Source organism: Pseudomonas sp. UM16, from assembly GCF_050312595.1.
In the GTDB taxonomy this organism is placed as follows: Bacteria; Pseudomonadota; Gammaproteobacteria; order Pseudomonadales; family Pseudomonadaceae; genus Aquipseudomonas.
This window is the reverse complement of sequence record NZ_JBNPJT010000023.1, coordinates 50,730-72,315: the sequence shown is the minus strand read 5'-3', so window position 1 is coordinate 72,315 and position 21,586 is coordinate 50,730. Positions and strand designations below refer to the sequence as shown.

Sequence of the window (21,586 nt, the reverse complement as noted above, 5' to 3'; positions counted from 1 at the left end):
ATGGCGTCCCCTAGGGGACTCGAACCCCTGTTACCGCCGTGAAAGGGCGGTGTCCTAGGCCACTAGACGAAGGGGACACACTACAACATTCACTCCCTGCCGCGTTTCGCTGTGTGCTTTACGCTGCAAGTGGCGCGCATTCTAGGGATGCTTTGAGAAGCCGTCAACCCCTCTAGATAAATTTATTTAAATCAATGACTTCCCAGTACTTCGCACACCACCAGTCGATTTTACGCGCCTGGACCTTGACGTTTATTTTCTGACAGCCGCCTTTGACTGAAACCCTTATGGCTGCGGCAATTCAGATGCAAAATGCCACCATGGCACCCCTGACAACCGCTAAACAGCTCTATCCGGGTAAAAGCTTAGCCACTACACTCAAATGGTAAATCATCCTGTATGAGGCGTTAACGGTGACACCACTTATGATCACCCTGCTAATTGTGGCGGGGATCGCGTTATTGATCGTGATCGGCTACCTCAACAATGTGGTCGAGAACAACAAGCTTGAGCGTGCCCGGCTGAAGATCGAGCTGGCCGAACGCTTGCGCCGTTGTGGCGAGATCACCGAAACCTTCCCCGGCCAATTGATGACGCCCGCGTTGAAGCTGCTGCTGACCCGCCTGGAACTCAACCTCAACCAGCGCCGGCTGGCCCTGGATAAAAACAGCCGGGATATTCGCGCACGCATTGCCGAACTCGAAGGCTTGATCGCCCAGGGTGATGCCATTCCCGTCAACAATCCTCCCGCACCGATCCAGACAGAAGCCCGGGCCAAGGATGTACGCTTTCTCCTAGAAGGCATGCACAACCAAATCACCCGTGCGGCGCAGGAAGGCTTCCTACCCACCAACGAGGCCAAGTACTGGGTTAAGGAAATTCGCCACATTCTGGTGCTGCTGCACATCGAGTTCTTCAACAACCTTGGTCAGCAGGCGCTGCAACAGAATCAACCCGGGCATGCGCGCCTGGCCTTCGAACGTGGTGTCCAGTACCTACGCAAGCAACCGGACCCTGTGCTCTATCGCGAGCAGCTTGAGTACATGGAAAAGCTGCTGGCCCGAGCCAATGCCCAGGTGCTGAGCAAGCTTGAACCTGCCGAAGACGAAGTGAACGAACTGACCGAAGGCCTGAAGACCGACACAACGGAAGACTGGAAGAAGAAAGTCATATACGACTGATCACGAGGTTTGTGGGATCGGATACATCCGCTCCCACAACAACCACTTCAGCAGTCGGTCAAGCGCAGAAAGATCGCCGCCAGGCGCTCTATCCCTTGCTGATCCGCCTCACTGAAGCGCGCCAGCTTCGGACTGTCCAGATCCAGTACGCCAATCAAACGCCCGCCCTTGACCAGCGGAATCACCAGCTCACTGTTCGACGCGCTATCACAGGCGATATGCCCCGGGAAGGCATGCACATCCCCGACCCGCTGGGTTTCGCGACTCGCTGCAGCCGCGCCGCACACACCACGGCCGAACGGAATCCGCACACAGGCGACCTGGCCCTGGAATGGCCCCAGCACCAACTCTTCATTACGATTGAGGTAGAAACCTGCCCAGTTCAGGTCTTCGACCTGGCTGTAAAGAAACGCGGAAAACTGTGCCGCATTGGCAATGAAGTCTCGCTCATCGGCAAACAGCGCTTCCAGCTGCGCAGCCAATAGGCCGTAGCCCTCAAGGCCTGCACCAGAAGCATTCAGGTCAATCATCTTTTTGCTCCAACAATTGCAGTCCCACCCAGTAACGAGCGAACTGATAGGCACAACGGCCATTACGGTTACCGCGGCCGGTTGCCCAGCGCACAGCGAGGATGTCCAGCGATTCATCACGCTGCCAGCGCAATCCGGCAGAGTGTGCCAGCTGGCTGATCCAGTGTTCGACGACGTTAAGGTAATGGTCCTGGCTGAAGGGGTAAAACGACAGCCACAGGCCAAAACGGTCGGACAAGGCGATTTTGTCTTCCACCGCCTCATTGGGGTGCAATTCACCGTCGACCATCTTCCAGTTTTCGTTGTCGCTCTGTTTTTCCGGCACCAGGTGGCGGCGGTTCGAGGTGGCATACAACAGGACGTTGTCCGGCGCCTGCTCCAGAGAACCATCCAGCACACTCTTGAGCACCCGGTAGTCACCCTCCCCGGCTTCGAACGACAAATCGTCACAGAACAACACAAAACGCTGGGGTAACTTGCTCAATTGCTCGACGACGCGTGGCAGGTCGGCCAAGTGATCACGTTCGATCTCAATCAGACGCAGGCCGGCCTCAGCATGCTCGGCCAGCAGTGCCCGCACCAGCGACGACTTACCGGTACCGCGCGAACCCCACAGCAAGGCGTGGTTGGCAGGCATGCCATCGATGAATTGACGCGTGTTGCGGCCTAGCTGCTCACGCTGCTGATCGACGCCGATCAAATCAGACAGGCGCATGTCCAGGCTGACCTGCAGCGGCAGCAGATAGCCGCTGCGACCATCACGCTGCCAGCGCGCTGCCAGGCAGAGGTTCCAGTCAATCTGCGGACGCAGGGCCGGCAGCAAAGGTTCAAGGCGGGCGAGCACGGTTTCGGCACGCTCCAGAAAAGCATTCAAACGAGAGTCCACAAGGTTTCCTCAAGACAGATTCAAGGACAACGGCACAGCTGAATGTGTGACAGGCATGCCAGCAGCCGGGACTGATCGGCTATGCTAGCGCAGCGCACGGAAAGTGAAACTGGCTCGGGGCTCATGGATATCAAGTTCACCAATCGCCTGTCCTACAAGCAAGCCCGGCTGACGGTGCTGGTCGGCTTCATCCTGGGTACATTGCTCAGTCTCATCCAGATCGGTATCGATTATGCCAGCGAAGACGCCTCCATCAACCGCGAGATGCAGGCTTTGCTGCAAATCAGTCACAACCCGGCCTCTCGCATCGCCTACAACATCGATGCGGAGCTGGCCCAGGAGCTGACTGGCGGCCTGCTGCAATCGCCAGCGATTACCCGCGCCCGGCTGATCGACAACAACGACACGGTGCTCGCTGATGTTCAGCGCCCCCGTGAAGAAAGCAGCTATCGCTTGATCAGCGATTTCCTGTTCGGCGAAAGCCGAAGCTTCCAAGACCCGCTATACCTCAGCCATATGCCCAACGACTACCTCGGTACCCTTTACCTGGAAGTCGACACTTTCGCTTTCGGTGGCCGCTTTCTCAAGCGCGCCGAAGTCACCTTGCTCAATGGTTTCATGCGCAGCCTGATCCTCACCGGCATCCTCCTGGCGCTGTTCTATTTCATGCTGACCAAACCCCTGGTGCGGGTTATCAGCGCCCTGGCCAATCGCGACTCGCGCCAACCTGCGCAGTCGAAGCTGTCATACCCGCCCGGCCATGAGCACGACGAAATCGGCGTGTTGGTCAAAGTTGCCAATCAGCAGTTCGTCAGCATGGCCACCGAAATCCAGCAACGGCGCAACGCCGAAAACCGCCTGACCGAATACCTCAACGAACTGGAAAATATCGTCTCGGCGCGTACCAATGAACTCAAGGCCAGCAACACCCGCCTGAGTCAGTCCAATGAAGAGCTGGAAGATGCACGACGACGCGCCCTGGACATGGCCCAGGCCCGAGCCGCCTTCCTGGCCAATATGAGCCATGAGATCCGCACACCGCTCAATGGCTTGCTGGGGATGATTGCACTGTCCCTGGACAGCCCGCTGAACGCCGAACAGCGCCAGCAACTGTCGATTGCCCACGACTCCGGCAAGGTACTGGTGGAGTTACTCAACGACATTCTCGACCTGTCCAAATTCGACGCCGGCCAACTGGAGCTGGAACGCATCCCTTTCGACCTTGGCGCCCTGGTCGAAGACACTGCCAACCTGTTGTCGCAGAACGCAGCGCCCAGTGTCGAGCTGACCTGCCTTATCGACTCAGCGTTTCCCAGCATGGTCCTCGGCGACCCCACCCGGGTTCGCCAGATTGTCAGCAACCTGCTGTCCAACGCGCTCAAGTTCACGCGCTTCGGTCGCGTCGATGTGCGACTTCGCGCCTACAGTGGCGGCGTGCGCCTGGATGTCTGCGACACCGGTATCGGCATTCCTCATGAAGCCCAGGTGCGGATCTTCCAGCCGTTCATTCAGGCCGGGGCCGGGATTACCCGCCAATACGGCGGCACTGGCCTCGGGCTGGCCCTGACCAACAACCTCTGCGAGGCCATGCAAGGGCGCTTGAGCATCAGCTCCGAAGCCGGCTTTGGCAGCCAGTTCAGTGCCGAACTACCGCTGCCCTGCCACACCCCGGCAGTGCCTGCCGAACGCCTGCGCGGGCGTGTCGCGGCGATCAGTGATGCCAGCAGCGGCCTCGCCGAACTGTTGCAAACGCTGTTGCCTGAATGGGGGTTGGAGTATCGCCGCTACGACCACCCCAGTGCGTTGAGCGGCGCAGCTCCCGATCTGTTGATCACTGACGACCTGGACAGCCTGTTCCAGATTCGGCCACAGATTCAGGCTCCGATCCTGCTGGTGACCGCCTACGGTAACTTTCTTCCCGGCGAACAGGCTGCCAACCTGACCCCCTTGCAACAACAGGCTCGTCCATTGGCGCGCAACACCTTGTACCAAGTATTGCGGCACACGCTGCACGGCACTGACAGCATCAACTCCAGCACCAAACAAAGTACCCTGCTCAGCCAGCGGCGCGCTCGTATCCTGCTAGTGGAAGACAATCCGGTGAACCAGTTGGTCGCCAAGGGCATGCTGGCCAAACTCGGCTGCGAGGTGAGCATTGCCAGCCATGGTGCCGACGCCCTGGAGCAGCTCGAACAAACACCGTTCGAGCTGGTGCTGATGGACTGCAACATGCCGGTCATGGACGGCTATGAAGCCAGCCGGCAGATTCGCCAGAGCGGACGCTGGCCGAATTTGCCAATCGTCGCCCTGACCGCCAACGCCATGCCCGAAGAGCGGGAGCGCTGCCGGGCGGCGGGCATGAATGATTACCTGGCCAAGCCCTTCCGGCGCGAAGAGCTATTGGCCCTGATCGATCACTGGGTTCCAGTGCTGGCTACTTGAGCAGCTTCTCGATAGGGGCCGCCAGTGCCTCGGGCTTGGTGCTCGGGGCGTAGCGAGTCACCTTGCCGGTTGCAGGATCGACAAGAAACTTGGTGAAATTCCATTTGATTTTTTGCGACCCGAACAAACCCGGCGCGCGCTTCTTCAACTCGACATACAGCGGATGCGCGGAATCGCCATTGACCTCGATCTTGCGAAACAGCGGAAAGCTGACACCGAAGTTCATCTCGCAGAACTGGGCAATCTCGCGCGCGTCACCAGGCTCCTGCTTACCGAACTGGTTGCAGGGAAAGCCCAGGACCACCAGCCCCTGCTCGCGATAACGCTGCCAGAGTTGCTCAAGCCCCTTGTACTGCGGGGTAAAACCGCACTGGCTGGCGGTATTGACCACCAGCAATACCTTGCCCTGGAAATCGCCCAGGACCTTCTGCTCACCCGCCAAGGTGACGCAGGGAATATTCAGCAGCGCGTCGGCCATGGCTGTCTCTCCTCTTATTGACGTGGAACCAGGTTCAGGCAGACCGAGTTGATGCAATAGCGTAGACCGGTCGGCGGTGGACCATCGGGGAATACGTGCCCCAAGTGCGCATCGCACTGCGCGCAGGTCACTTCGGTACGGATCATGCCGTGGGAGGTGTCGCGAATCTCGATCATCGCGCTGCCCTTGATCGGCTGGTAGAAGCTCGGCCATCCGCAGCCGGAGTCGAACTTGGCATTCGAATCGAACAACGCTGCGTTGCAACAGATACAGTGATAGACGCCGTCGGTCTTGGTGCCGTTGTACTTGCCACTGAAGGGCCGCTCGGTGCCTTTCAGGCGACAGACGTTGTACTGCTCCGGGTCGAGCATCGCACGCCATTCGTCCAGGGTTTTCTCTATCTTTTCCATGTGCAGGCCTCGGCAGACTAAAAACCCCGCGTTGCGTCTTTTCCACAACGCGGTCGGCACGTATATTATTGCGCCTCATCAGACACCAGTCTGGCACCCGCGTTACACGCATTTCAAACGATTTCACAGCGCAGTGCGCGGCGATCTTTTCTAATCGGGATCACATCATGCAGGTCAGCAAATCGAACAAGCTCGCCAATGTCTGCTATGACATTCGCGGCCCGGTGCTCAAGCACGCCAAACGCCTGGAGGAGGAAGGCCATCGCATCCTCAAGCTGAACATCGGCAACCCGGCGCCTTTTGGTTTCGAAGCGCCGGACGAAATCCTCCAGGATGTGATCCGCAACCTGCCGACCGCACAGGGCTACAGCGACTCCAAAGGCCTGTTCAGCGCGCGCAAGGCGGTCATGCAGTATTACCAGCAAAAGCAGGTCGAAGGTGTCGGTATCGAAGACATCTACCTGGGCAACGGCGTCTCCGAACTGATCGTGATGTCGATGCAAGCCCTGCTCAACAACGGCGATGAAGTCCTGATCCCGGCACCGGACTACCCGCTGTGGACCGCCGCGGTGAGCCTGGCCGGCGGCAACCCGGTGCACTACCTATGTGACGAGCAGGCCGACTGGTTCCCTGACCTTGACGATATCAAGGCCAAGATCACCTCCAACACCAAGGCCCTGGTGATCATCAACCCGAACAACCCCACCGGCGCGGTGTACTCGCGCGAATTGCTGCTGGGCATGCTAGAACTGGCTCGCCAGCACAACCTGGTGGTGTTCTCCGACGAGATCTACGACAAGATTCTCTACGACGAGGCGGTGCACATCAGCACCGCATCGCTGGCCCCGGACCTGCTCTGCCTGACCTTCAACGGTTTGTCCAAGTCTTACCGGGTAGCGGGCTTCCGCTCCGGCTGGCTGGCGATCTCCGGGCCCAAGCAGCACGCCCAGAGCTACATTGAGGGCATCGACATGCTGGCCAACATGCGCCTGTGTGCCAACGTGCCGAGCCAGCATGCGATCCAGACCGCCCTGGGTGGCTACCAGAGCATCAACGACCTGGTCCTGCCGCCTGGCCGCCTGCTTGAGCAACGCAACCGCACCTGGGAACTGCTCAACGATATTCCCGGGGTCAGCTGCGTCAAGCCGATGGGTGCACTGTATGCCTTCCCGCGGATCGACCCTAAAGTCTGCCCGATCCACAACGACGAAAAGTTCGTCCTTGACCTGCTGCTCTCGGAAAAACTGCTGATCGTCCAGGGCACCGCATTCAACTGGCCATGGCCTGATCACTTCCGCGTGGTCACCCTGCCGCGGGTCGACGACCTGGAGCAGGCCATCGGTCGCATCGGAAACTTCCTGAAGACATATCAGCAATAACCCACAGGCTTTTGGGAAGACCTGCGCCACCCCCGGCGCAGTTCCTACAGCTTGATTACCCCCTATGTAAGTCCTGGCGCTCTGCCGTGCGGGATGATGGAATTCGGCTGTAATACAAAGAAGTACACAGTTTGAAATAGTCGCCCGGTTGAATCACCGGAGCCCGCGCCTTATATACCCCGCATACGTGACATTTTTATCCGTCAGGAGAACGTAACAACCATGATGCGCATCTTACTGTTTGTAGCCACCAACCTTGCGGTTGTGCTGATTGCCAGCATTACCTTGAGCCTGTTCGGCTTCAATGGGTTCATGGCGGCAAACGGGGTTGACCTCAAGCTCGACCAGCTGCTGATTTTCTGCGCCGTGTTCGGCTTTGCCGGCTCGCTGATTTCGCTGTTCATCTCCAAGTGGATGGCGAAAATGAGCACCGGCACGCAGATCATCAGCCAGCCGCGCACTCGCCACGAACAGTGGCTGTTGCAGACCGTTGAAGAGCTGTCCCGCGAAGCTGGCATCAAGATGCCGGAAGTGGGCATCTTCCCGGCCTACGAGGCCAACGCCTTCGCCACCGGCTGGAACCGCAATGACGCCCTGGTCGCAGTCAGCCAGGGCCTGCTGGAGCGATTCTCACCCGATGAAGTACGTGCGGTCCTGGCTCACGAGATTGGCCACGTGGCCAACGGCGACATGGTCACCCTGGCGCTGATCCAGGGTGTAGTGAACACCTTCGTGATGTTTTTCGCCCGCATCATCGGCAACTTTGTCGACAAGGTGATTTTCAAGAACGAAGAAGGTCAAGGCATCGCCTACTACATCGCAACCATCGTTGCCGAGCTGATTCTCGGCATCCTGGCCAGCACGATCGTCATGTGGTTCTCGCGTAAACGCGAATACCGCGCTGACGAAGCCGGCGCTCGCTTGGCGGGTACCGGCGCGATGATCGGCGCCTTGCAGCGCCTGCGCTCGGAACAAGGCGTGCCGGTGCACATGCCCGACACCCTGAACGCCTTCGGCATCAATGGCGGCCTCAAGCAGGGCCTGGCTGGCCTGCTGATGAGCCACCCGCCACTGGAAGACCGTATCGAAGCGTTGCGCCGTCGCGGCTAAGCAACACCGCATGAAAAAAGGGCGACCTGCGGGTCGCCCTTTCTGTTTTAGCGCTGCAATCGATAGACCCGCTCCAGCAGATGATTGCAGCCGGCCTGCTGAAATTTCGGGCTGTCTCCCAGCACATCGTGCACAGCCTGCTCAACGGGGTGCCAGGCAGCAAACAGCACCTGCACCTCAACATCGGTAACCGCAAACGGCGGGCCATCGATTTGCGCCTGATCGTAATCCAGCGTGATCAACAGTCCCTTCGCCGTTACTGGCAGTATTGCCTGCAGGTGGGCAACGTAGCGTTTGCGCATTTCCGCTGGCAGGGCGATAACCGCAGCACGGTCGTATAACGCGCTGCAACCGCGCACGTCTTCAGCCGTCAAGGCGAAGAAATCACCACAACGAATTTCGATATCCTCACAACGGTAAACCTTGAAGGCGCCGCTCTGCTCAACCTGCGGCTGCAACTGGTGCTCCTCGAAAAAGTCCTCCACGGCCCGCTCCGACAGCTCGACACCGAGCACCTGCAAGCCCTGCCCGGCCAGCCAGAGCATGTCCAGGCTCTTTCCGCACAAAGGCACCAGCACCCGCTCTCCCGCCGTCAGCGTCAGCGCTGGCCAGTACTGTTGAAGGTAGCTGTTGACCCGAGACTGATGAAAACCGATCTGATTACTCGCCCAGCGTGAATGCCAGAACTCCGCGTGCATGTCTCACCTCGATAAATTCGATCAAATACTGCAAAAACTTATATTAGATTTAGATCAATGTTCTGCCTGAAGATGGGCTCATCTTAACGTCAGGAGCGCCCCTATGCTGCCAAGTCTGTTTATTTCGCATGGTTCACCCATGCTCGCTCTGAAACCAGGCGCCAGCGGCCCGGCCCTGAAACGCCTGGCTGCCGAGTTGGGGCAGCCGAAAGCCATCGTAGTAGTCTCAGCACACTGGGAAAGCCGTGAGCTGCTGGTCACCAGTAATCCGCAACCGGACACCTGGCATGACTTCGGGGGCTTTCCAGCGGCCTTGTACGCCGTCCAATACCCCGCCCCCGGCGACCCAGCATTGGCTCAACGGGTCAGCCAGCTACTGTGTGCTGCCGGCCTGCCAGCGCGCCTAGATCCACAACGCCCGTTCGATCATGGCACCTGGGTGCCGTTGTCGCTGATGTACCCCAAGGCCGAGATACCCGTGGTGCAGATCTCCCTGCCGACCCAGCTCGGCCCGCAACTGCAAGAACTGGTGGGCCGCGCCTTGGCTGGCCTGCGCGAAGAAGACATCTTGTTGATCGGCTCCGGCAGCATCACCCATAACCTTGGCGAACTGGATTGGCACGCAGGCCCGGAAAGCATCGAACCCTGGGCCTTGGCCTTTCGTGACTGGATGGTCGACAAGCTAACGACTGACGACACTCCCGCCCTACACAACTACCGACAGCAGGCACCGTTTGCGGTACGCAATCATCCGAGCGATGAACATTTGTTGCCGCTGTATTTTGCCCGTGGTGCCGGTGGACAGTTCGCTATTGCCCACCAGGGATTCACTCTGGGGGCGCTGGGGATGGATATCTATCGGTTTGATTAGCCCGGCAGCGGCGGCTACGGCGCGAGATTACCGTTGTTACAGACAAAAAAAATCCCCGAACCAGTCGGGGATTTTTTTAGTACTCGCGGATCAATCTTCGCGGTAGCGGCGCAGCTTCAGCTGCTTACCGGCAACACGAGTGTCCTTGAGTTTAGCCAGCAGACGCTCCAGGCCTTCTTCCGGCAGCTCAACCAAGCTGAAGCTATCACGCACCTGGATGCGGCCAATTGCTTCGCGGGCCAGGCCGCCTTCGTTAAGGATGGCGCCGAGCAGGTTCTTGGCAGCGATACCATCACGCGCACCCAGCGCGGTACGGCAACGAGCACGACCTTCGCCCAGCGGCATTGGCGCACGACGCTCACGCTCGCCACGCTCTGGACGCTCGCCAGTGCGCTCACGCGGGGTGTAGGTCGGAACCAGCGGCTGCTCTTTCTCGACCGCTTCCAGGGTCAGAGCCTGAGCGTTGGTCGCCTTGCGCAGCAGGGCTGCGGCCAGGGCACGCGGGCTGCAACCGATGTCGGCAGTCAGACGATCAAGCAGATCACCATGGGTCGACTCAGCGTCAGCAACCAGCGGCGCCAGGCTGTTGGTCAGCTTCTTGATGCGCGCATCAAGAACGGCCTGGGCGTTAGGCAGACGAACTTCAGCAACTTTCTGCCCGGTAACACGCTCGATCACCTGCAGCATGCGACGCTCACGCGGAGTGACCAGCAGCAGTGCACGACCTTCACGGCCAGCACGACCGGTACGGCCAATACGGTGAACGTAGGACTCTGGGTCGTACGGCATGTCAACGTTGAACACGTGAGTGATGCGCGGTACGTCCAGGCCACGGGCAGCGACGTCAGTAGCAACGACGATGTCCAGGCGACCATCCTTGAGCGAGTCGATGACACGCTCACGCTGGTTCTGGGCAATATCACCGTTCAACGCAGCGGCTTTGTAGCCTTTGGCTTCCAAGGCGCTGGCCAGGTCGAGGGTGGCTTGCTTGGTACGCACGAAGGCGATCAGCGCGTCGAACTCTTCCACTTCCAGCAAACGCAGGACAGCGGAAACCTTCTGGTCGGCATGGACCATCAGATGAGCCTGCTCAATGGCAGTCACGGTCTGAGTCTTGGTCTGGATCTTGACGTGCTTCGGATCACGCAGGTGACGCTCAGCGATTGCACGGATCGAGGCCGGCAGGGTCGCAGAGAACAGCACGGTCTGGCGGGTTTCCGGCATGGCCTTGAAGATCACTTCGAGGTCATCCATGAAGCCCAGCTTGAGCATTTCGTCGGCTTCGTCGAGCACCAGGTGATTGACGGTTGCCAGGACCTTCTCGTCGCGACGCAGGTGGTCGCACAGACGGCCAGGGGTAGCAACGACAATTTGCGCGCCGTTACGGATTGCTTTCAGTTGTGGGCCCATTGGGGCACCACCGTATACGGCCACCACGGTAACGCCTGGCATCTGCTTGGCGTAGGTTTCAAAAGCGGTGGCTACTTGCAGCGCCAACTCACGGGTTGGCGCCAGGATCAGGGCTTGCGGCTCGCGCTTGCTAGGGTCGATACGGTGCAGGATTGGCAGAGCGAAGGCGGCGGTTTTACCGGTACCTGTCTGCGCCTGACCGATCATGTCATGACCGGCAAGAATAATCGGGATCGATTGCTGCTGAATGGCGGATGGCTCTTCGTAGCCGGTAGCCAATACTGCAGCAACAATGCTCGGATGAAGATCGAGAGCGGCGAAGCCGCCGGTTTCCTGGGTCATGGGTCTGCCTCTAAGTGCATCCGCAAAGACCCATGCTCCAAAGCTGCACATGCCTTGTAAGACCCGAAGGTCACCCTGGCAGCTTTGTCGGCGGGGATTTGCGAAAACGATTGAAGAAAAATAGGAACGTCTAAGGAGAGTCCGCGGTGCGGACGCGCAGCCGAAGCTGGCTTCGGGGAATTGCACTACTTAAACGAGGTCCGGTAAAAGACCGGCGCGTACTATACCTGAATTCGCAAATCACGGGAGATTTTTTATTCCAACACGCCTACGCCAGACCACGTTACCACGGGTCTGCTGCGGGTGAGGTAGCGGGCGGCTGAATCGTTTTTCCGCCAACCGCTCAACGGCGCGGCTCAGGAGGCCGGGCGAATGGCTGCGATCAGCGTTTGCAGCGAGTAGCCCAGGCGCGGCGCCAACGCCTCGGCGCGAGCATTGAGGCCGTCCATGTCCAGGATTTGCTCAAGGTCGGCGGGTACGATAATAATCACATTGCCCTCCTTGACCGGCAGCTCCCAGTAGTGGCGGTGGTAGAGACCGCGCAACAAGGCAGCCCCCAGGGGTTTGCCATCATCGCCGGCCCATTGGTTGATCACCAGCCAGCCACCAGGATTCAAGCGCTTCTGGCAATCCTCCAGGAAGCGCCATGCCAGGTGCGCGACCCCCGGACCGTGGTCGGTGTAGAGGTCGACGAAAATCAGGTCGGCAGGTTCGGCGCTGTTGAGTAGCTCCATGGCATCGCCAATGCGGATGTACAACCGTGGGTCGTCATCCAGCCCCAGGTACTCGATGGCCAGACGCGGAACATCGGGGCGCAGCTCGATGGCTTCGACGTCTTCCAGCGGCAAAAACTTCAGGCAGGCCTGAGTCAGGGTGCCGGCACCCAGGCCGAGAAACAACGCACTTTCAGGCTCGGCGTGACACAGTGCACCAATCAGCATGGCGCGGGTATAGTCATATTCCAGCCAGCTCGGGTCGGCGGTGAACACGCAGCTCTGCTCGATCGCCTCGCCAAACTCGAGAAACCGGTAGTCCTCGACCTCCAGCACGCTGATGGTGCCGTATTGATCCTGCACCTGGGCCAGCACGCGCTCTACCCGTTCCACTGTCATGCTGTCTCCCGGCAAGCGCCGCTGCCCCAAGCAAAAACCGCCATTGTCCGTCAACCGCGCCAGTGCAACAAGGCATGCGGCAACTGTTACCATGGCAGACAGCCCATTTCCGACCTGACCGAGCCCGTGATGAACCAACCCTGGAGCCCTGACAGCTGGCGCGCCCTGCCGATCCAGCAACAACCGACCTACCCTGACGCTGCGCACCTGCTCAAGGTCGAACAGACCTTGGCCAGCTACCCGCCGCTGGTCTTCGCTGGCGAGGCGCGAGAGCTGCGCCGGCAATTCGCCGAGGTCACCCAGGGCCGCGCGTTCCTCCTGCAAGGCGGCGATTGCGCGGAGAGTTTCGCCGAGTTTTCCGCGGCAAAAATTCGTGACACTTTCAAGGTGTTGCTGCAAATGGCTATCGTCATGACCTTTGCCGCTGGCTGCCCGGTGGTCAAAGTCGGACGCATGGCCGGGCAATTTGCCAAGCCACGTTCGGCCGGCGATGAGACCATCGCCGGGGTGACCCTGCCGGCCTACCGTGGCGATATCGTCAACGGCATTGGTTTTGACGAAAAAAGCCGAGTGCCCGACCCCGAGCGCCTGCTGCAGGCCTACCACCAGTCCACCGCCAGCCTGAACCTGCTGCGCGCCTTTGCCCAAGGCGGCTTTGCCGACTTGCACCAGGTGCACAAGTGGAACCTGGATTTCATCGCCAACTCGGCACTGGCAGAAAAATACAGCCAACTGGCAGACCGCATCGACGAAACCCTGGCGTTCATGCGCGCCTGCGGCATGGACAGCTCGCCACAATTGCGTGAAACCAGTTTCTTCACCGCTCACGAAGCCCTGCTGTTGAACTATGAAGAAGCCTTCGTCCGTCGCGACAGCCTGACCAACGACTACTACGACTGTTCGGCGCACATGCTCTGGATCGGCGACCGTACCCGCCAGCTCGACGGTGCACACGTGGAATTCCTGCGCGGGGTGAACAATCCGATCGGCGTCAAGGTCGGCCCGAGCATGAACACCGAGGAGCTGATTCGCTTGATCGATGTGCTCAACCCGGACAACGATCCCGGCCGCCTCAACCTGATTGTGCGCATGGGCGCCAACAAGGTCGGCGAGCACCTGCCGGCGCTGATCCGCAGTGTCGAGCGCGAAGGTCGTCAGGTGCTATGGAGCTCCGACCCGATGCACGGCAACACGATCAAGGCCAGCAGCGGCTACAAGACCCGCGATTTCGCGCAGATCCTCAGCGAGGTCAAGCAGTTCTTCCAGGTGCACCAGGCTGAAGGCAGCCACGCCGGTGGCATTCACATCGAAATGACCGGGCAGAACGTCACCGAATGCATCGGCGGTGCCCGGCCGATCACCGAAGACGCCCTGTCTGACCGCTACCACACGCACTGCGACCCGCGGATGAACGCCGATCAGTCGTTGGAATTGGCCTTCCTGATCGCCGAAACCCTCAAGCAAGTCCGCCGCTGAAAGCACTGCGGGCCAGCGCTGGGCGCAATCGCGCGGCGCTGGCCCGTGGACAATTGAGCTGCACCTGACGCAAGCCGAGCCAGGCAGCCAAGCGCCACAGGCTGTCGGCCAAGGCCTGCATGCCTGTCTCATCCAGCCCCTGCGCCTCTTCATGCACCGCATGAATCGCCAGACGCTCAATGGCCCGTTCGGCACGCAAATCAACCCGCGCGGCAATCCGCTCGTTGTACAGAAAGGGCAACACGTAATAGCCATACACCCGCTTGTGCGCTGGGGTGTAGATCTCCAGACGGTAGCGAAAATCAAACAGCCGCTCGGTCCGCTCGCGCTCCCACACCAATGAATCGAATGGCGACAGCAGCGCGTGGCACACCACCTTGCGCGGCAGCCGCACGCTGTCCAGGCAGTAGGCCGGTTGCCCCCAGCCTTGCACGGCACAGACTTGCAACTGCCCCTCCTCAACCAGCTCGGCGACTCGCGCGCGGCTGTCTGCCGGGCTCAATCGATAATAGTCACGCAGGTCCTTTTCGCTCGCCACCCCCAAGGCACGGGCCGCTTGCAACAACAACTGTCGTTGCGCCTGGGCCTCGTCGAGCGGTGGTTGTTGCAACAGCGCCGCTGGCAGTACCCGCTCCGGCAAATCGTACAGGCGCTCGAAGCCTCGTCGCCCGGCCACGGTCACCAGGCCTGCGGCAAACAGCCATTCCAGCGCATGTTTTTCCGCGCTCCAGTCCCACCATGGGCCGGCGCGCTCGGCTCGCGTCGACAAACTGCCCGCGCCCAACGCACCTTGTGCAGTGACAGCGGCAAGCACGCGGGCGATGGTCGCTTGCTGCTCACGACCGAATCGCGCCAACTGTTGATAAATACCCTGACCTTGGCGCGCTCGGTCCATGCGCCAGCGCAGCAAGGGATAGAGATCCAGCGGCAACAATGAAGCTTCATGCCCCCAATACTCAAACAGCCGGCGCTGACGACTGCCACCCCAGGCGATCTGGTCAAACAGCGCCTGTGGATAACTGCCCAAGCGGGAAAACAGCGGCAGGTAATGGGAGCGCACCAAGGCATTGACCGAATCGATCTGCACCACACCCAAGCGCGTGAACACCCGTTGCAGATGAGCGCTAGTCACCGTTGAACGGGGCGCCGGCAGCGCGAAGCCCTGGGCCGACAAAACCAGACGTCGCGCTTGCAACAAGGAAAAGGATTGATGGGTGGGCATGCCCGACTCCCTCTGAACAAGCCCACTTAAAGTAGTAGCGATGCCCTCATGGCGCGACTCATTTTTTCAGTGGGTCATCCCAGAATGGCCGCTCCACCTCCTGCAACACATCGACGCGGCTCATGCCGATATCGTGCAGCGCCGCATCACTCAGGCGCGCCAGCTCCATACGTTGCCGGTGCAACTGCTGCCAGCGTGCCAGTTGCTGAACGACGCCACGGACAAGGTGGGAGAAGCCACTGTGGGCAGCTTGGGGAATCAGAACCTGACCTTTCATCGTCTTACCCTCCGTGTGGGATGACGACAGTGTCAGCGCGGGCCTAAGATCAATCCAACGAATGTTTCTTATGTCATACATCTAGGGAATTGATGCAATGTCCCAGTACCAGAGTATCGACTCAGACGTGTTGCGCACTTTTGTTGCCATTGCCGAACACGGCGGCTTCACCCGCGCTGGCGAAGTGGTCAACCGCACCCAGTCAGCGGTGAGCATGCAGATGAAACGTCTGGAAGAAGACATCATCCAACGCCAGCTATTCGAGCGTGATGGCCGCCAGGTGCGCCTGACCGCCGAGGGCCAGGTGCTGCTCGGCTATGCCCGGCGCATCCTCAAGCTCCACGGCGAAGTGTTCAACACCCTGCGCATGCCGCACATGGTCGGCATGGTGCGCATTGGCACGCCAGACGACTACGCCATGCGCTTTCTGCCCGGCATCCTCTCCAGCTTTGCCCAGGCCTACCCCTTGATCCAGGTCGAGGTTCACTGCGAAAGCTCGCGACAGCTGATGCAACGCCAGGACTTGGACATGACCATCGTCACCTGTGAACCCGGCCATGAAGTCGGCCAGTTGCTGCGTCGCGAGCCTGCGGTCTGGGTCCAGGCTCAAGGTTTTTGCCCGCATGAGCACAATCCATTACCTCTGGCGGTATTCAACACCGACTGCTGTTGCCGGACCTGGGCCTGCAATGCCCTGGATGCGATCGATAAGGAGTACCGCCTTGCCTATACCAGCGCCAGCACCCCGGCGATCATGGCGGTGGTCAGCGCTGGCCTGGCCGTCACCGCACAGTTGCAGAGCCTGATCACCAGCGATCTGCGCGTGATCGGTGAAGCCGAGGGGCTGCCACTGTTGCCGACCGCCAGCATCATGCTACTGCGCAACAACAGCAGCCAATCACCGATGACCGACTGCATGGCCGACTACATCATCGAAGGCTTCAGATCTTGAACGCCAGCATCACCGCACAGAGCACCAGGAAGCCACAGAACAGTGAACGCAGGACCTTTTCCGGCAGGGCATGAGCCAGTTTCACCCCCCAGCTGATGCTCAGCAGCCCCCCCACCGCCAACGGGATGCCCATGCTCCATTGCACATGCTGGTGCACGCCATAGGTCAGCAAGGTTACCGCGGTGCTGGGCGCAGCCAGAGCCAGCGACAACCCTTGGGCCACCACTTGCGTGGTGCCAAAGACACTGGTCAGCACCGGCGTTGCCACCACCGCGCCACCGACACCGAACAAGCCGCCAAGTACCCCAGCACCGCCGCCCAACACCCCAAGCCAGGGCCAGGAATGGCGCAGCTCAGTGCTCGGTTGTGCCTTGGGCATGAACATTCGCGCCAGGTTCCAGACCGCCAGAGCGACCAAGAACAGGACAAAACCCAAGCGCATCGATTGCGCATCCACACCCACTGCCCAGATCGAACCGAGCCAGGCAAAGACAAAACTGGCAACTGCCAGCGGCAAGGCATGACGCAGCTCAATGCGATTGCGTTGGTGATAGCGCCACAGCGCCAGCAACACATTGGGCACGACCATGACCAGGGCCGTGCCCTGCGCCAGTTGTTGGTCGAGACCGAACAGTACGCCGAGCGCCGGAATCGCGATCAGCCCGCCGCCGATGCCGAACAGCCCGCCGACGGTCCCCAGTGCAGCGCCCAGCGCTATGTACATTGCCCACTCGATCATTGCCATCTCTCAGAAAGTCCAATCGCTGCATGCTACCGAGCCAAGGCTAGCGGGGAAACGCACAGCAACGCACAATGGCTGTGCCAACTACGCAAAAGCAGAACATAGCAATGAATCCGGATGCCCTCACCGAACAACTCAGTCTGTTCCTGGATGTACTGGAAACCGGCAGTTTCTCTGCCACCGCCCGTCGCCATCCACTTACACCGTCCGCCGTGGCGCGGCGCATCGACGCTCTGGAAAGCGCCGTCGGTAGCCGCCTGTTCGTGCGCAGCACCCACGCCGTACGCCCGACACCAGCAGGCAATGCGTTTGCCGAACGGGCCCGGCGCATCGTCGAGGAACTGCGCCTGGCCCGCGCTGAGGCGGTGTCGCTGAGCAACGCTCCGGAAGGCCTGATCCGCATCGATGCCCCCGCCGCTTTCGGTCGGCGCCATTTGGCTCCGGCGATTGCCGATTTTCTCGTGGCTTATCCGGGGCTGGATGTACAGCTGCGCCTGATCGACAGTTTCGTCGACCTGCACGGCTCGCACCTGGGGGAAGTCGACTTGGTGCTGCGCGCCGGCCCCTTGGCCGACACCCGCCTGGTAGCCACCCCGCTGGCCTACATGGTGCGTATCGCCTGCGCCAGCCCGGCATACCTGGCGACACGTGGCATACCAGCAAGCCCTGCGGAACTCCCCGAGCACGATGGTCTGGACTGGGACGGCCTAGCCCCGCCCTTCGCCTGGCGTTTCACCGTTGCCGAACAGATGCGCCTGTACCGTCCGACACGCATGCGCATGAGCGCCAACAACGCCGAAACCCTGTTGTTCGGTGCCTTGGCAGGTTTGGGGATCGCCCACCTGCCGACTTGGCTGATCAGCGAATACCTGCTGCGTGGCGAACTGCTGCCGCTGTTCTGCGAGAACGGTCTGCCCGTCGCCGAATCCAGTGGCATCTATGCGTTGCGCCTGGAACATGAAACGAACTCTCGCAGCCGTTTGCTGCTCGAATTCCTCAAGAGCCGCTTCAGCCCGGTGCCCCCTTGGGACCTGGCCCTGCAAAGCGAGCTGCGCTGGTAGTCAGCGCACCAATCAACAGCGTGCTAAATTTAATCGATCAATTGATCAAAGGATTTGCATGAACGCCGACACCCATGCTCCGTGCGACGAACTGCTGCTGGACAATCAGGTATGCTTTGCCCTGCACTCCACCTCGCTGCTCATGACCAAGGTTTACAAGCCATTGCTGCAAGCGCTGGGGCTGACTTATCCACAGTACCTGGCCATGCTCGTGCTATGGCAACAGGACGGCCTGACCGTTGGTGAAATCAGTCAGCGCCTGTTGACCGACCCCGGCTCACTGACCCCGCTGCTCAAACGCCTGGAAGCCGAAGGCTTGCTCAAGCGCACGCGCAGCCGTGACGACGAACGGGTGGTGCAAGTGCAACTGACCGATCAAGGCCGCGCTCTGCAGCAACAAGCCAAACGCGTACCGCCGTGCATTTTGAGCGCCAGCGGCCAGAGCCTCGAACGCCTGCAGCAGCTGCAAGCCGACCTGCTGGAACTGCGCGCCAACCTGCAAAAAAGCCTCTGAGGACTATGCTGTGTATGACCGCTCATGCGGAAAGTCGAAAAATTAACTTGCGCGCTAAATAATTGCGCGCTAATTTAATTTCCACACCCACCAGCGCCACGGCGCAGCAAGCACGCGAGGCTCATCATGCAAAAGGTCACTCCCCTGTACATTGCCGAAGCCAAGTCCACTGGCGGTCGCGACGGCGGTTCGTGCTCCAGCGACGGTAAGCTGGAAGTCAAGCTGAGCACCCCCAAGGAGTTGGGCGGCGCGGGTGGTGAAGGCACCAACCCCGAGCAACTGTTCGCTGCCGGCTACTCAGCGTGCTTTATCGGCGCCCTGAAGTTCGTCGCCGGTCAGCAGAAAAAAGCCCTTCCGGCTGACAGCTCAATCACCGCCAAGGTCGGCATTGGCCAGATCCCCGGTGGCTTTGGCCTGGACATTGACCTGGACATCAACCTGCCGGGGCTGGAACAGGCCGAGGCACAAGCGCTGGTAGACGCAGCCCATCAGGTTTGCCCGTACTCCAACGCTACCCGCGGCAATGTCGATGTGCGCCTGAACGTCACGGTCTGAGGGTAAAGCCCAGGCATAAAAAAACCCGGCCTAGGCCGGGTTTTTCGTGTTCGCGCAGACGCCAGGCTTAAACCTTGGCGCGGCCCTTGTAGGAGCCACCTTCGCGGGTATCGATCTCGATCATGTCATCGATTTCGATGAAGTCGGCAACACTCAGTTCGGTACCGTTGCTCAGCTTGGCAGGCTTCATGACCTTGCCGGAAGTATCGCCACGGGCGGAACCTTCGGTGTAGGCAACTTTACGAACGATGGTGGTCGGCAGTTCAACCGAAACCAGACGATCTTCGAAGAACACGGCTTCACAGACGTCGGTCATGCCTTCTTCGATGAACGGCAGAACGGCCTCGATGTCTTCGGCGTTCAGTTCGTACATGGTGTAGTCAGTGGTGTCCATGAACGTGTAGGTGTCACCGCTGATGAACGACAGGGTCGCTTCTTTGCGGTCCAGGATCACGTCGTCCAGCTTGTCGTCGGCCGAGTAAACGGTTTCAGTCTTGTAGCCGGTCAGCAGGTTCTTCAGCTTGGTCTTCATGATCGCGCTGTTACGGCCCGACTTAGTGAATTCAGCTTTCTGAACCAGCCACGGGTCGTTGTCGATCCGCAGTACGGTACCAGGTTTCAGCTCTTTACCAGTTTTCATTGCGAGATATCCGAATTTGGATGGATTTACAAAAATCGAGGCCGCATATCATAGCCAATTTCGGTAAAACTGTACCAGCGCCGCGGCAAGGTCCGGCTGAGCGGCCTGCTCGGCACTCCAGCGCCGAGCATGCTGGTCGAGTTCGGCCCAGTGCTCAAGCACTTGTTTCCAGGCCGGCCCCATATCGCGATCCATGTTCCAGGCACGCCACAAATCGACCATGGCGGCTTTCGCCAGCGGCGACAGCCCGACAACGTAGTGATCAAGAAACGCTTCGAGCTTTTCCCAGTGTGCGTACTCTTCCTGCACATAGATATGCCAGAGCAGCGGGCGGCCAGCCCATTGCGCGCGTACGAACGAGTCTTCGCCGCGCACAGCATTGAAGTCGCAGCACCAGAGCAGTTGATCGTACTCATCCTGACTGACGAAGGGCAGGATCTGCACGGTCAGGGCGCCACGCGTTGCTACAGCGCCTACAGGCAAAGGCTGCGCGCCGAACCAGGCCTGCACATCGCCGAGAACACGTCCTTCGGGGACCAGCAGATGGTTGGCGCGACTATCAGCGGCCAGGGCGTCGAGCCAACTGGCCAGGCTCGGATTCTCGTAGGCGAACAGCGAGATCAGGCGAGCGTCGCTGGCGGGCGTCACACCCAGGTGCTGAAGAAATGCCTGGCGTGCGGCCGGGTTCTGCTCGAACGCTTCACGCCGCGCCAGCAGTGTCGCCTCGCGCAGCAGGCCCCCGGTTTTAGCGGTAAAACCAGGAAAGAAAAACACCTTGCGCAGACCATTGGGCTGCGGTGAAGGCAAGCCATGGCAGCCTTCAACCCAGCCTTCAGCGCTGAGGTAGTCCAGGTTCAGCCACAGCGGCGGACGTGGGCAATCGACCATTGCCTGCACATAGGCAGCCGGCAACTGACAGGCAAAAGCGCCAATGACTACATCGGCTACTGAGATTTCCTGCCAGTCTGCCTGCCAATGACAAACCTGCACGCCCTGTTGCCATTGCTGTGCAGCCTGGGCGTCAGCTTCGGGGCAGATGCGCACGAAAGCACTGAGGTCATCCACCCACAAGCGCACAGCCACGCCCTGTTCTGCCACCAGTTGCCGGGCCAAGCGCCAGGTCACGCCGATATCGCCGTAGTTGTCGACGACACAACAGAAAATGTCCCAGTGCGTTTTCATCGCTGGCCCCTGAAAAAAGCGCCGATTGTCCGGGTAAATCATCGCAGACAAAAGCGTACCGCGAAAAAAACCCGTTGCGGCATGCGACAATGAGCGCCCGTGCCCTGGCCAGGAGG

At 60.0% G+C, this 21,586-nt stretch carries 21 protein-coding genes, 1 tRNA gene and 1 pseudogene; 10 read left to right on the top strand and 13 right to left on the bottom strand.

The genetic code is table 11. The features are described from left to right. Position 1 precedes the first annotated feature (1 nt). Positions 2-77 (bottom strand) — tRNA-Glu (locus ACQRAX_RS22825). A 336-nt stretch (positions 78-413) separates the two neighbouring features. On the opposite strand from ACQRAX_RS22825, the gene ACQRAX_RS22820 reads away from it, so the two are divergent. Then, positions 414-1,181, top strand: a complete 768-nt coding sequence (locus tag ACQRAX_RS22820; RefSeq protein WP_412040737.1) for a hypothetical protein — start codon at positions 414-416, stop codon at positions 1,179-1,181. 47 nt (positions 1,182-1,228) lie between these two features. Here ACQRAX_RS22820 and ACQRAX_RS22815 read toward each other — a convergent pair whose 3' ends face one another. Both ACQRAX_RS22815 and ACQRAX_RS22810 read right to left on the bottom strand, forming a co-directional pair. Then, entirely contained in the window at positions 1,229-1,711 is a 483-nt protein-coding gene (locus ACQRAX_RS22815) for a GAF domain-containing protein (protein WP_412040738.1), read from the bottom strand. Beyond that, positions 1,704-2,597: an ATP-binding protein gene (locus ACQRAX_RS22810; RefSeq protein ID WP_412040739.1), complete on the bottom strand. Its 894-nt coding sequence runs from the start codon at positions 2,595-2,597 to the stop codon at positions 1,704-1,706. Before ACQRAX_RS22810 ends, ACQRAX_RS22815 begins: the two co-directional genes overlap by 8 nt. Positions 2,598-2,678: 81 nt before the next feature. On the opposite strand from ACQRAX_RS22810, the gene ACQRAX_RS22805 reads away from it, so the two are divergent. Beyond that, positions 2,679-5,039, top strand: coding sequence for a response regulator (locus ACQRAX_RS22805; RefSeq protein WP_412040740.1), 2,361 nt, complete (start codon positions 2,679-2,681; stop codon positions 5,037-5,039). Here the strand turns inward: ACQRAX_RS22805 and ACQRAX_RS22800 are convergent. Both ACQRAX_RS22800 and msrB read right to left on the bottom strand, forming a co-directional pair. Further along, positions 5,032-5,517, bottom strand: a complete 486-nt coding sequence (locus ACQRAX_RS22800) for a glutathione peroxidase (RefSeq protein WP_412040741.1) — start codon at positions 5,515-5,517, stop codon at positions 5,032-5,034. The two genes, ACQRAX_RS22805 and ACQRAX_RS22800, sit on opposite strands and share 8 nt — an antisense overlap. A gap of 14 nt (positions 5,518-5,531) precedes the next feature. Continuing rightward, on the bottom strand, positions 5,532-5,927 hold the full coding sequence (gene msrB / locus ACQRAX_RS22795) for a peptide-methionine (R)-S-oxide reductase MsrB (protein ID WP_412040742.1): 396 nt from the start codon (positions 5,925-5,927) through the stop codon (positions 5,532-5,534). Between the two features lie 167 nt (positions 5,928-6,094). On the opposite strand from msrB, the gene ACQRAX_RS22790 reads away from it, so the two are divergent. Together ACQRAX_RS22790 and htpX are read left to right on the top strand one after the other, a co-directional pair. After that, complete coding sequence (locus tag ACQRAX_RS22790) at positions 6,095-7,306, top strand: pyridoxal phosphate-dependent aminotransferase (RefSeq protein ID WP_274112816.1); 1,212 nt, start codon at positions 6,095-6,097, stop codon at positions 7,304-7,306. Positions 7,307-7,528: 222 nt separating this feature from the next. Beyond that, positions 7,529-8,416 carry a protease HtpX gene (gene htpX, locus ACQRAX_RS22785; protein WP_203479180.1) on the top strand — a complete coding sequence of 296 codons (888 nt, stop codon included), beginning with the start codon at positions 7,529-7,531 and terminating at the stop codon, positions 8,414-8,416. Positions 8,417-8,463: 47 nt separating this feature from the next. Here the strand turns inward: htpX and ACQRAX_RS22780 are convergent, their stop codons facing one another. Continuing rightward, entirely contained in the window at positions 8,464-9,114 is a 651-nt protein-coding gene (locus ACQRAX_RS22780; protein ID WP_412040743.1) for a thiopurine S-methyltransferase, read from the bottom strand. A 103-nt stretch (positions 9,115-9,217) separates the two neighbouring features. Between ACQRAX_RS22780 and ACQRAX_RS22775 the strand changes: the two genes are divergently transcribed. Continuing rightward, on the top strand, positions 9,218-9,985 hold the full coding sequence (locus tag ACQRAX_RS22775; RefSeq protein ID WP_412040744.1) for a DODA-type extradiol aromatic ring-opening family dioxygenase: 768 nt from the start codon (positions 9,218-9,220) through the stop codon (positions 9,983-9,985). A gap of 90 nt (positions 9,986-10,075) precedes the next feature. On the opposite strand, the pseudogene ACQRAX_RS22770 reads toward ACQRAX_RS22775, so the two are convergent. Both ACQRAX_RS22770 and ACQRAX_RS22765 read right to left on the bottom strand, forming a co-directional pair. Beyond that, positions 10,076-11,771: pseudogene (locus ACQRAX_RS22770) on the bottom strand (DEAD/DEAH box helicase). Positions 11,772-12,093: 322 nt separating this feature from the next. Beyond that, positions 12,094-12,849, bottom strand: coding sequence for a spermidine synthase (locus tag ACQRAX_RS22765; protein WP_412040745.1), 756 nt, complete (start codon positions 12,847-12,849; stop codon positions 12,094-12,096). 129 nt (positions 12,850-12,978) lie between these two features. Between ACQRAX_RS22765 and ACQRAX_RS22760 the strand changes: the two genes are divergently transcribed. Then, positions 12,979-14,325 (top strand): class II 3-deoxy-7-phosphoheptulonate synthase, encoded by a 1,347-nt coding sequence (locus ACQRAX_RS22760; protein WP_412040746.1) that lies wholly within the window; start codon positions 12,979-12,981, stop codon positions 14,323-14,325. Here ACQRAX_RS22760 and ACQRAX_RS22755 read toward each other — a convergent pair. Continuing rightward, on the bottom strand, positions 14,306-15,547 hold the full coding sequence (locus tag ACQRAX_RS22755; protein ID WP_412040747.1) for a winged helix-turn-helix domain-containing protein: 1,242 nt from the start codon (positions 15,545-15,547) through the stop codon (positions 14,306-14,308). The genes ACQRAX_RS22760 and ACQRAX_RS22755 overlap by 20 nt on opposite strands. A gap of 58 nt (positions 15,548-15,605) precedes the next feature. After that, positions 15,606-15,824, bottom strand: coding sequence for a DUF1127 domain-containing protein (locus ACQRAX_RS22750; RefSeq protein WP_412040748.1), 219 nt, complete (start codon positions 15,822-15,824; stop codon positions 15,606-15,608). A 97-nt stretch (positions 15,825-15,921) separates the two neighbouring features. Here ACQRAX_RS22750 and ACQRAX_RS22745 point away from each other — a divergent pair, with 97 nt between their 5' ends. Then, complete coding sequence (locus ACQRAX_RS22745; protein ID WP_412040749.1) at positions 15,922-16,776, top strand: LysR family transcriptional regulator; 855 nt, start codon at positions 15,922-15,924, stop codon at positions 16,774-16,776. Here ACQRAX_RS22745 and ACQRAX_RS22740 read toward each other — a convergent pair. Then, positions 16,766-17,515: a sulfite exporter TauE/SafE family protein gene (locus ACQRAX_RS22740; RefSeq protein WP_412040750.1), complete on the bottom strand. Its 750-nt coding sequence runs from the start codon at positions 17,513-17,515 to the stop codon at positions 16,766-16,768. The two genes, ACQRAX_RS22745 and ACQRAX_RS22740, sit on opposite strands and share 11 nt — an antisense overlap. Positions 17,516-17,625: 110 nt before the next feature. Here ACQRAX_RS22740 and ACQRAX_RS22735 point away from each other — a divergent pair, with 110 nt between their 5' ends. From ACQRAX_RS22735 to ACQRAX_RS22725, 3 genes are all read left to right on the top strand, one after another. Beyond that, on the top strand, positions 17,626-18,579 hold the full coding sequence (locus tag ACQRAX_RS22735; protein ID WP_412040751.1) for a LysR family transcriptional regulator: 954 nt from the start codon (positions 17,626-17,628) through the stop codon (positions 18,577-18,579). Positions 18,580-18,637: 58 nt separating this feature from the next. After that, on the top strand, positions 18,638-19,093 hold the full coding sequence (locus ACQRAX_RS22730) for a MarR family winged helix-turn-helix transcriptional regulator (protein ID WP_412040752.1): 456 nt from the start codon (positions 18,638-18,640) through the stop codon (positions 19,091-19,093). Between the two features lie 126 nt (positions 19,094-19,219). After that, on the top strand, positions 19,220-19,648 hold the full coding sequence (locus tag ACQRAX_RS22725) for an organic hydroperoxide resistance protein (protein WP_412040753.1): 429 nt from the start codon (positions 19,220-19,222) through the stop codon (positions 19,646-19,648). Between the two features lie 67 nt (positions 19,649-19,715). On the opposite strand, the gene ACQRAX_RS22720 is transcribed toward ACQRAX_RS22725, so the two are convergent. After that, positions 19,716-20,288 carry an elongation factor P gene (locus ACQRAX_RS22720; protein WP_045187067.1) on the bottom strand — a complete coding sequence of 191 codons (573 nt, stop codon included), beginning with the start codon at positions 20,286-20,288 and terminating at the stop codon, positions 19,716-19,718. A gap of 48 nt (positions 20,289-20,336) precedes the next feature. Beyond that, on the bottom strand, positions 20,337-21,470 hold the full coding sequence (earP, locus tag ACQRAX_RS22715) for an elongation factor P maturation arginine rhamnosyltransferase EarP (protein WP_412040754.1): 1,134 nt from the start codon (positions 21,468-21,470) through the stop codon (positions 20,337-20,339). Between the last annotated feature and the right edge of the window lie 116 nt (positions 21,471-21,586).

What these genes read in the sequence shown, in the direction of transcription:
- ACQRAX_RS22815 (WP_412040738.1), bottom strand. Translation starts at nt 1,711, where the DNA reads ATGATTGACCTGAATGCTTCTGGTGCAGGCCTTGAGGGCTACGGCCTA.
- ACQRAX_RS22805 (WP_412040740.1), top strand. Translation starts at nt 2,679, where the DNA reads ATGCTAGCGCAGCGCACGGAAAGTGAAACTGGCTCGGGGCTCATGGAT.
- ACQRAX_RS22800 (WP_412040741.1), bottom strand. Translation starts at nt 5,517, where the DNA reads ATGGCCGACGCGCTGCTGAATATTCCCTGCGTCACCTTGGCGGGTGAG.
- msrB (WP_412040742.1), bottom strand. Translation starts at nt 5,927, where the DNA reads ATGGAAAAGATAGAGAAAACCCTGGACGAATGGCGTGCGATGCTCGAC.
- ACQRAX_RS22790 (WP_274112816.1), top strand. Translation starts at nt 6,095, where the DNA reads ATGCAGGTCAGCAAATCGAACAAGCTCGCCAATGTCTGCTATGACATT.
- htpX (WP_203479180.1), top strand. Translation starts at nt 7,529, where the DNA reads ATGATGCGCATCTTACTGTTTGTAGCCACCAACCTTGCGGTTGTGCTG.
- ACQRAX_RS22780 (WP_412040743.1), bottom strand. Translation starts at nt 9,114, where the DNA reads ATGCACGCGGAGTTCTGGCATTCACGCTGGGCGAGTAATCAGATCGGT.
- ACQRAX_RS22775 (WP_412040744.1), top strand. Translation starts at nt 9,218, where the DNA reads ATGCTGCCAAGTCTGTTTATTTCGCATGGTTCACCCATGCTCGCTCTG.
- ACQRAX_RS22765 (WP_412040745.1), bottom strand. Translation starts at nt 12,849, where the DNA reads ATGACAGTGGAACGGGTAGAGCGCGTGCTGGCCCAGGTGCAGGATCAA.
- ACQRAX_RS22760 (WP_412040746.1), top strand. Translation starts at nt 12,979, where the DNA reads ATGAACCAACCCTGGAGCCCTGACAGCTGGCGCGCCCTGCCGATCCAG.
- ACQRAX_RS22755 (WP_412040747.1), bottom strand. Translation starts at nt 15,547, where the DNA reads ATGCCCACCCATCAATCCTTTTCCTTGTTGCAAGCGCGACGTCTGGTT.
- ACQRAX_RS22750 (WP_412040748.1), bottom strand. Translation starts at nt 15,824, where the DNA reads ATGAAAGGTCAGGTTCTGATTCCCCAAGCTGCCCACAGTGGCTTCTCC.
- ACQRAX_RS22745 (WP_412040749.1), top strand. Translation starts at nt 15,922, where the DNA reads ATGTCCCAGTACCAGAGTATCGACTCAGACGTGTTGCGCACTTTTGTT.
- ACQRAX_RS22740 (WP_412040750.1), bottom strand. Translation starts at nt 17,515, where the DNA reads ATGATCGAGTGGGCAATGTACATAGCGCTGGGCGCTGCACTGGGGACC.
- ACQRAX_RS22735 (WP_412040751.1), top strand. Translation starts at nt 17,626, where the DNA reads ATGAATCCGGATGCCCTCACCGAACAACTCAGTCTGTTCCTGGATGTA.
- ACQRAX_RS22730 (WP_412040752.1), top strand. Translation starts at nt 18,638, where the DNA reads ATGAACGCCGACACCCATGCTCCGTGCGACGAACTGCTGCTGGACAAT.
- ACQRAX_RS22725 (WP_412040753.1), top strand. Translation starts at nt 19,220, where the DNA reads ATGCAAAAGGTCACTCCCCTGTACATTGCCGAAGCCAAGTCCACTGGC.
- ACQRAX_RS22720 (WP_045187067.1), bottom strand. Translation starts at nt 20,288, where the DNA reads ATGAAAACTGGTAAAGAGCTGAAACCTGGTACCGTACTGCGGATCGAC.
- earP (WP_412040754.1), bottom strand. Translation starts at nt 21,470, where the DNA reads ATGAAAACGCACTGGGACATTTTCTGTTGTGTCGTCGACAACTACGGC.